At 47.6% G+C, this 9,039-nt stretch carries 7 protein-coding genes and 1 tRNA gene; 5 read left to right on the top strand and 3 right to left on the bottom strand.

Features of this window, described 5'->3' with window-relative positions; translation table 11 throughout:
• Both GX089_12000 and GX089_11995 read right to left on the bottom strand, forming a co-directional pair.
• On the bottom strand, positions 1-114 hold a 114-nt coding region (locus GX089_12000; GenBank protein ID NLP03210.1), incomplete at its 3' end, for a prepilin-type N-terminal cleavage/methylation domain-containing protein.
• Positions 115-424: 310 nt separating this feature from the next.
• Positions 425-1,606: a DUF763 domain-containing protein gene (locus tag GX089_11995; GenBank protein NLP03209.1), complete on the bottom strand. Its 1,182-nt coding sequence runs from the start codon at positions 1,604-1,606 to the stop codon at positions 425-427.
• Between the two features lie 166 nt (positions 1,607-1,772).
• Here GX089_11995 and GX089_11990 point away from each other — a divergent pair.
• The 5 genes from GX089_11990 to glgX all read left to right on the top strand — a co-directional run bounded on the left by GX089_11990 (position 1,773) and on the right by glgX (position 7,774).
• Positions 1,773-1,854, top strand: a tRNA-Leu gene (locus GX089_11990).
• A 46-nt stretch (positions 1,855-1,900) separates the two neighbouring features.
• On the top strand, positions 1,901-3,178 hold the full coding sequence (gene tig, locus GX089_11985) for a trigger factor (protein ID NLP03208.1): 1,278 nt from the start codon (positions 1,901-1,903) through the stop codon (positions 3,176-3,178).
• 224 nt (positions 3,179-3,402) lie between these two features.
• Positions 3,403-3,987 carry an ATP-dependent Clp endopeptidase proteolytic subunit ClpP gene (clpP, locus tag GX089_11980; GenBank protein ID NLP03207.1) on the top strand — a complete coding sequence of 195 codons (585 nt, stop codon included), beginning with the start codon at positions 3,403-3,405 and terminating at the stop codon, positions 3,985-3,987.
• Between the two features lie 6 nt (positions 3,988-3,993).
• The gene (gene clpX, locus GX089_11975) at positions 3,994-5,247 is read left to right on the top strand and encodes an ATP-dependent Clp protease ATP-binding subunit ClpX (protein ID NLP03206.1); all 1,254 of its coding nucleotides are present in this window, start codon (positions 3,994-3,996) and stop codon (positions 5,245-5,247) included.
• 343 nt (positions 5,248-5,590) lie between these two features.
• The gene (glgX, locus tag GX089_11970; GenBank protein NLP03205.1) at positions 5,591-7,774 is read left to right on the top strand and encodes a glycogen debranching protein GlgX; all 2,184 of its coding nucleotides are present in this window, start codon (positions 5,591-5,593) and stop codon (positions 7,772-7,774) included.
• Between the two features lie 383 nt (positions 7,775-8,157).
• On the opposite strand, the gene GX089_11965 is transcribed toward glgX, so the two are convergent.
• Positions 8,158-9,039: sigma 54-interacting transcriptional regulator (locus GX089_11965; GenBank protein NLP03204.1), on the bottom strand; the 882-nt coding region annotated here is incomplete at its 5' end.

Genomic DNA, 9,039 nt, shown 5'->3' with positions numbered 1-9,039 from the left:
CATCTTCGCCTTCGCTGAAGCATCGGTAAATTTCGGGATAGCCAGTGCTGCCAGGATACCAATAATTACAATAACGACCATCAGCTCAATCAGTGTAAAACCTTTGCGATTCATAATTCCTCCTTAAGATATACAATTCATAAATATTAGCAGGTGAATTAAAACAGTAACGATCCTGTTTCGTTCCCCCCTTTCCCGAGCATTCCGGAAACTGGATGCTCCATTAAAAGTACTGGTTATGTCTAAATTATATAGTTAAGAAAATTTAAAAATCAAGCGATTTTACAATAAATAATTTCGGCGGTATTTTCGGCGCATTTTTCGGCGGCAATTACGGAGCATTTTTTCGGAGCATTTTTCGGCGGCATCGTTTCGGCTCTAGTAAAGAAAAGCCCGGTGAACCGGGCTTTAAGAAACAAACATTTTACATTTGAGGATCCACCGGACCCTTGATAGTCATCCCTCCGTACTCTGACGATCTCTTCCATTCATGCCGGATAACCTTATTCACATCGGCAAAAGGTTCGTGTTTCTTTTCTATTGCCATCGTCAGACGGGAGAGCACCCCAACAGCCTTTAGCTTATCGCTCCTTCCGATTCTGGCCCTGTTTACTGCATTGCGAAGCACAGATATGCTCTCATCGTAAACTTTCAGGGGAACCGGAAACGGAGCCCCATCTTTACCCCCGTGGGCAAAAGCAAACCTCGCCGGATCATCAAAACGCCCCGGTGCGCCATGTATGATCTCACTGACAAGAGAGAGGGACTGGATCGTACGGGGCCCCACCCCCCGGAGCAGCAGTATATCGGTAAACTCCCGGTACTGTTTTTCGTAAGCGAGAGTCAGAACCGCGCCCAGACGTTTTGAGTTTACATGCTCAGGCCGGATCTGATGCGGTCCGGGCATGGTAAGTCTGCGGAGCTCACGGAGCTGAGTGTCAGGATGCTGGAGGAGGAATTCGGTGATACCATTCCTGTTTGCCGATGCGCGGCTGTCGCTGAGATTTGTGATCAGGCCCTGGTTTTTACCGACCACCGCAGTGTGGGGATCATCGACAAAAGATCTGATGTTTTTTGAATGCCAGTGGTATCTCCGTGCCATACGGGTGTCCTGATTCATCCCTTGCTGAACCACGGTCCACTCCCCGCTTCGGGACAGGATAAACGTGTGAAGATAAAGGCTGAATCCATCTAGAATGCAGGTGTTATCCACCTTTGCGCTCAGTCTCGATGCCCTTACAAGGGAATCGCCATCGAGTCCGGTTCTCCCCGAAACATCCATCAATTCCTGAGGCGTACGCAGGGAATGCTTGCCTCTGCCGCCGCATACAAATATCCCCAGTTCACCGGAAAGAGGATTTATCGCCCTTTTGAGTGCGCCCATAACAGAGGTGGTTATTCCGGAGGAGTGCCAGTCCATCCCCAGGACACATCCTAAAGCCTGGAACCAGAAGGGATCAGAGAGCCTCCGCAGAACCTCTTCAGGCCCGTAGTCCTCCACAATCGCACGGATAATCTCCCTTCCCAGGGCGGTCATGCGCTCTGAGAGCCATTGAGGTACAGTTCCATAATGAAGGGGAAGGTCAGCAGTTCCAGAGCGTTTCATCGGGTAATCTCACATTCTGTCTAAATATGGTTACTTTTTTGATCATAGTTCAAGAAAGTGAGGCCTTAAACATGGAAGCATTCTGATCATAGTCTACTTTCAACTTGTGATTTAAGGCTTAAATCACTTATTTTCCTTAGATTTATCCCTTCACGGGGCAAAAATTGCGAGGATGGCGGAACTGGCAGACGCGCCAGACTTAGGATCTGGTAGGGCAACCTGTGGGGGTTCAAGTCCCCCTTCTCGCATTAGCGAAATTCTGGCAAATTCACATACTCAGGAGGCAATGAATACTTGAAATCAACAGTATCTCAACCGGAAAGCTGGAAAAGGGTAATCGAAATCGAAATCCCGCAGGAGGAAGTGCAGAGTGCATTTGACCAGAAACTGAACAAATACAAAAAAGACCTGAAACTTCCCGGTTTCCGTCCCGGAAAGATCCCTGTTTCCATTATAAAGCAGCGTTTTGGGCATTCAATAAGGGAAGAAGTAATTGATGAACTGATTCAGAAGTCCTACAAAGAGGCTTGTGAGGAGAACAAGATTTTTCCTGTATCACCCGCGAAACTAAATGATATCAACACACCCGAAAACGGGCCGGTTCATATATCAATAGAAACTCAGGTGGATCCTGAGATCGAGATCAAGGGATACAACAAACTCAAGATTAAGGCATCACCTAAGAAAATAAAGGACAGTGATGTCGATGATTCCATAGAGCAGCTCAGGGAGAGGTTTGCGGAGTTCAAGCCTGTTGAGCGCGAAGCTAAAAAAGGCGATTTTATCAGCTATGAGTACCTGAAGGTGGTTATTGATGGTCAGGAGCGGACAGATATTAAAAATCCGGAATACCCTGTTGAGATAGGGGGAGAGAACCGGATAAAAGATTTTGACAAAGGTCTGATAGGACATTCAGCAGGAGACATAGTTGATCTCGATATAAAATTTCCGGATGATTACCCTGATTCAGAGGTTGCCGGAAAAGGTGGACAGTTCCAGATTAAGGTCGTTGCAGTGCAGGAGAAGGTTCTTCCGGAGTTAAATGAGGAGTTCTTAAAGAAACTAGGGGACTTCAAAGATGAAGCCGCACTAAGGGAACAGATCAGGAATAATCTGGAAGCTGAAGAGAAGAACAGGTCTAAAAACGAGGCTTACAACAAGGCTATAGACAAGCTTATTGATGACAATCCCTTCGATGTACCTCCGGCTCGTATCGAGCAGTTTATCGATTACATGCAGCAGGAAGCGATGCGGTATCAGAGGCCTGGAACAGCGGCTCCTTCCAGGGAAGAACTGGAGTCCAGGTATACTGAAACCGCGATACGCGCCATCAAGCGCCAGAGAATCCTCGACTATGTCGCCGCGAAGGAGAATATCAAAGCGACCCAGGAAGATGTTGATAAAGAGATCCAGAGGCTGGCGGAGATCTATAATCATCCTTTCGAGGAATTAAAGCAGACTTTCAGGAAAAACGGGACTACGCTGAAAATCCGTGATGATATACGGGAGCAGAAGACCCTTGATTATCTTATAGGGGAAAGCTCTGAAACCGGAGAAAAGGCGGAGGGGTAATTGTAACCCCGGTGAAGGAAAGTTTTCCTACTGATCTTTGCACAGAGATATTTTTTTGAGTATGATCTCTCTTCAGGGCCGGTAAGAATTTTTAAAGGTCCTGAAGACTTTCTGTACTTGTCAGAGAGTAATGTATTTTTTTGAAAAACCGATTTTCTGTACAATAATCTTTCCTCAGACTTGTAATAATAAATCAGGAATAGAATTAAGAAAGGAATAGTTTTATGCCACTGGTTCCAATGGTGATTGAGCAGACCGGAAGGGGCGAACGTTCTTACGATATTTACTCTCGTCTGTTAAAAGAACGGATTATCTTTCTCGGATCTGACATTGATGACACGACTGCAGATCTGGTGATGGCACAGCTCATTTTTCTGGAATATGAGGATCCAGAAAAGGATATCACCATCTACATTAACTCTCCCGGCGGCGTGGTCTCATCCGGACTCGCAATCTACGATACGATGCAGTATATAAAGCCGGATGTGTCAACAATCTGTATCGGGCAGGCAGCCAGCATGGGTGCGGTTCTGCTCGCAGCAGGCACGAAGGGGAAGCGTTTTGCCCTGCCTCACTCCAGAGTGATGCTTCATCAGCCAATTGGCGGAGCGGGAGGTCAGGCGGCCGACATTGCAATTCACGCGAAGGAAATTGTACGCGTAAAGAACAATCTCAATGAAATCATCCAGAAGCACTCAGGCCAGGACCTGGAGGTAATTGCCAGGGACACAGACCGTAATTTCTACATGTCTGCAGAGGAAGCCAAGGCTTATGGCTTGATTGACGAAATCTTGACGAAAAGGGAATAATATTATATGTCCAACAGGGCCCGGTATCCGGGAATCAAATGTTCGTTCTGTGGAAAGGGTCCCGACGAGGTAGGGAAACTCATCACCGGACCATCCGTGCACATCTGCAACGAATGTGTTGACATGTGCAACGAGATACTGCGTGAGGAGCGCTCCGCTGTTCCCGGAGATCTCAGTATCGACACACTGCCTTCTCCAAAGGAGATGAAGGAGTTTATCGACCAGTATGTAATCGGTCAGGATGAAGTAAAGACCGGAGTGTGTGTCGCGGCTTACAATCACTTCAAGAGGATTCTATCCCGTTCACAGTCAGACAACGACGGGGTCGAAATTGACAAGTCAAATATCCTGATGATCGGGCCGACCGGCACAGGAAAAACTCTCATCGCTCAGACACTGGCCAAAATGCTCAAGGTGCCCTTTACTATTGTCGATGCCACCATATTCACAGAGGCCGGTTATGTGGGTGAGGATGTCGAGAACATGCTTGTGCGCCTGCTTCAGGCGGCAAACTACGATGTCCCCAAGGCGGAAAAGGGAATAATCTATGTGGATGAGTTCGACAAGATCTCCAGAAAATCAGCGAATCCCTCGATAACCCGTGATGTGTCCGGGGAGGGGGTTCAGCAGGCGATGCTTAAGATTCTGGAAGGATCTGTTGCCAGTATTCCTCCCAAGGGTGGACGAAAGCATCCTGAGCAGAACCTGATCCAGATTAACACACGCGATATTCTTTTTATCTGCGGAGGAGCGTTCGAGGGTCTGGAGAAGATAATTGAGGCCAGAATCGGCGAGAGCAGGATGGGTTTCAATGCGGAAGTAAAGCGCAAGGATCATCACAGGATCGGAGAGGTTCTGCGCAGGATGGAATCCGATGATCTCATAAGGTTCGGTCTGATACCGGAAATAGTGGGAAGACTTCCCATGGTTCTGGGACTTGACGAACTGGATGAAGATATACTGATGCAGATTTTGACACAACCGAAAAACGCGCTTACAAAGCAGTACCAGAAGCTTTTCAGCATGGAGGGCATACGGCTGACCTTCACACGTGATGCTTTACGGGAGGTAGTGAGAACCGCCTACCGCAAAAAGACCGGAGCGCGCGGGCTCAGAAGCGTTCTGGAGCAGGCACTTCTTCCTGTCATGTTCGAAGTTCCGTCACGTGATGACATAAGGGAGGTTATGGTTACCAGGGAGGTTATTCTCAAGGAGGCTTCTCCTGTATACTCGCTGAAGAAGGATAAGAAGATCGCCTGAAGCTGCGACAGCACGACTGCACGACAATACGACAGCACGACAACACGGTGGTATGATGGTACGAGAGGAACGTGCCAAGCCATCGTGTTTTTTTTGACTCTCCTTCCTAATTTACAATTACGAGTATGATAACAATGGCAAGTGATCCTGCATTTATCCCCCCTTTTTAAGGGGGGCGCTTCCAGCGGGGGATTCTTGTATTCGATGCCGATGCCGATACCGATCCCGATTTTGAGAGCAAATATCGGTGTCTTTAAGTTAAACGACCATCTGGCACACCTCTTGTTTTATTCTAATGCGTAACCAAGTTAACTCCTCCTGAATATCACTTTCGGAGCGTTATATGAAAGTCTGGCCAGGCTACTCCTATCCCCTTGGCGCGACCTGGGATGGAACTGGTGTTAATTTCGCCCTCTTTTCCGAATTTGCCACATCCGTGGAGCTTGTGCTTTTCAATTCCGAAGGAAAAGAAACGGATTGTGTAAAGATGGTGGATAATACCGATCAGGTTTTTCATCTCTACCTTCCCGATATTCGTCCGGGCCAGCTCTACGGTTTCCGGGTTTATGGACCCTACGATCCTGAAAATGGCCACCGGTTCAATCCTAACAAGCTCTTGATAGATCCCTATGCAAAAGCGATTGCCGGGGATGTAATCTGGGATGATGCAGTCTACGGGTACAAGGTTGGTGACAAAGATGAAGATCTCAGTTTTGATGAACGGGACAGTGCGCCTTTTGTCCCAAAATCCGTAGTTGTAAACACCTGCTTTGCCTGGGGCAATGATACTCATCCCAAAATACCTCTCAACAAGAGCCTTATCTATGAGGCACATGTCAAGGGTCTGACAATTTTGAATGAGAAGGTACCGAAAGAATACCGGGGCACCTATGCAGCCATAGCCAGTGAGGAGATGATTAATTATTTCAGGAAACTCAATATCACTGCAATCGAATTGATGCCGGTTCAGCATTTTGTTCACGATCATTTTCTGGTAAAAAAGGGACTTAGAAATTACTGGGGTTACAGCACAATCGGCTTCCTTGCACCATATTCAGGCTATTCCAGCGCCGGAATTTACGGGCAGCAGGTGGATGAGTTCAAGACAATGGTAAAGACCCTTCACAAGGAAGGAATAGAGGTGATCCTGGATGTGGTTTACAATCACACAGCCGAAGGGAATCATCTTGGCCCTACACTCTGCTTCAGGGGAATAGATAATGTCAACTACTATAAACTTGTAAAGAACAAGAAAAGATATTACATGGATTATACGGGGACCGGTAATACACCCAATATGGCCGGTCCGCGCTATCTTCAATTGCTGATGGACAGTCTGAGGTACTGGGTTCTTGAAATGCACGTTGATGGCTTCAGGTTCGATCTGGCCTCATCATTGGCCCGTGAGTTCTACGATGTGGATCGTCTGGCGGCATTCTTCGATATTATTCATCAGGACCCTGTCGTATCACAGGTAAAGCTTATCGCAGAGCCCTGGGATGTGGGACCGGGAGGGTATCAGGTCGGGAATTTCCCGATTTTATGGGCTGAGTGGAACGGTAAATACAGAGACACCGTGCGCAGATTCTGGAGGGGGGATCCCGGACAGGCCGGTGACCTGGCATATCGACTCACTGGAAGCAGTGACCTTTACGAACGCGGTGGAAGAAAGCCCTATGCCAGTGTAAATTTTATCACATCACACGATGGTTTTACCCTGGCTGATCTCACAACTTACGAGAAGAAGCACAATGAGATTAACGGGGAGAATAACAAGGATGGGATGGATGAGAACCTGAGCTGGAACTGCGGTGTCGAGGGGCATACAGATGATAAGAGGATCAATGATCTGCGCAATAAACAGAGAAGAAATTTCATGGCTACCCTTATCCTCTCTCAGGGGGTACCGATGATCCTGGCGGGCGATGAGACACTCAGTACCAAAAACGGCAACAACAATTCCTATTGTCAGGACAACCCGATCTCATGGATAAGATGGGATCTCGATGAAAACGCGAAAAACTTTCTCGCTTTCACCAGATATCTCACCTCCATCTGGAAAGAGCACCCCATGCTTCAGCGTAGCAATTTCCTGCATGGAAGAAATATCATGAATCCGGGTAAAAAGGATGTCTCCTGGTTTCTTCCGGATGGAAGCGAGTTTATGGAATCGAACTGGAAAAATCCTGAAACCCGCTGTATAGGGATGCTTCTGGCCGGTGATGCAAATGATGAGAAGGATGAGAGGGGGAACAGGATTAAAGATGACACGATGATAGTGCTTCTTAATGCGTACTGGAAACCTGTTCGCTTTGTCCTGCCTCCGGAGTTTTCAAACGGGCCCTGGACAGTGATTCTTGACACCAGATATGACAGGGGGAAACCTCCTCAGCAGACCGCTTATATAGGGAACACCTACGAGACCGAGGAGAGGTCATTGGCGGTTTTACTTTCTCCACAGCCTGAAAAATGGGAATGGCTGAAAGCTGTTTGTCGGATGATGACTCCGGAGGTGAATAGTCAATAGAAAAATTATAGCTGTGGCATAAATGCCACAGCTATTGAAAAGAAGCCCGATGAATCGGGCTTGTAAGATGTTGTGTTTTCCCCACCACAGTTCATCAGGATACGACAATACGGCAACACGATGGTACGACAATACGACAGTACGATGGTACAAGAGAAACGTGCACAGCCATCCAGGTTTTTTTGATTCTTTTTCTTAATTTACTATTACGAGCACAGGAACATGGTGGGTAGGAAATCCCACATTTATACCCCCTTAATAAGGGGGCACTTCCAGCGGGGGATTCCTCCAATCTTCGGTAGCATAAATGCCGTGTGGCTTACACCCTGATTTAACGGGAATTTCCCTCTTTGCGGCTGTATGAATGCCACCGGCAGCAAAAATCATATCATCCCCATCTTCTTCATCTTCTTCCACAATCCCACTTTGCTTATTCCAAGCGCCCTTGCAGTTGCCGCCTTGTTTCCATTATGTTTAGCCAGTTCACTTTCGAGTACCTCCCGTGTAATATCGAGACGGTTGTTCTTTTTAGCCGTGAGGACTGGTGTGGTGTAAAGTGGCTGCAGAAGGCCGGCTTTTCTTTCCGCACATATTCCCTCCCTGACCGCTGTGACCCGGAGCTCAAAAGGAAGATCCGGAACCCCGATCTCCTCCTTTTGACAGACAACAAACGCGTGTTCTATGGCATTCTGAAGCTCTCTCACATTACCCGGCCAGCAATACTCCATCATGAAACGCATCGCATCTGGTGAGCATGATCTTATCCGTTTCCCGGTACTGATACTGAATTTCCTGATGAAATGTCCTATGAGAAGAGGGATATCAGTACCGCGTTCCCGAAGTGGCGGGACATGGATTGGAAAGACATTCAGACGGTAAAAAAGATCCTCTCTGAATTTACCCTTTGATACAAGCTGGCGCAGATTCCTGTTGGTTGAGACTATTACTCTCACATCTACCGGAATCTCCCGGTTATCCCCTACTCTGACCACTACCCTTTCCTGAAGAACACGAAGCAGTTTTGCCTGCATCAAGGGTGAAATCTCTCCAATTTCATCGAGGAGAATGGTTCCTCCGTCTGCAAATTCGAACTTGCCGGCACGGTCCCTGTATGCACCAGTAAAGGCACCTTTGACATGCCCGAACAGTTCGCTTTCCAGAAGTGTCTCTGAAAGAGCGGCGCAGTTGACCCGTACAAACTTTTTCCCGGCTCTGAATGAGGCATCATGGATCGCAGAGGCGACAAGTTCTTTCCCGGTGCCGCT

The organism is Fibrobacter sp. (genome assembly GCA_012523595.1).
Taxonomy (GTDB): domain Bacteria; phylum Fibrobacterota; class Chitinivibrionia; order Chitinivibrionales; family Chitinispirillaceae; genus JAAYIG01.
This window is presented reverse-complemented; position numbering and strand designations above follow the sequence as displayed.

Excerpts from the sequence above, each read along its gene's own strand:
- GX089_11995 (NLP03209.1), bottom strand. The coding sequence starts at position 1,606 with ATGAAACGCTCTGGAACTGCTGACCTTCCCCTTCATTATGGAACTGTA.
- clpP (NLP03207.1), top strand. The coding sequence starts at position 3,403 with ATGCCACTGGTTCCAATGGTGATTGAGCAGACCGGAAGGGGCGAACGT.
- clpX (NLP03206.1), top strand. The coding sequence starts at position 3,994 with ATGTCCAACAGGGCCCGGTATCCGGGAATCAAATGTTCGTTCTGTGGA.
- glgX (NLP03205.1), top strand. The coding sequence starts at position 5,591 with ATGAAAGTCTGGCCAGGCTACTCCTATCCCCTTGGCGCGACCTGGGAT.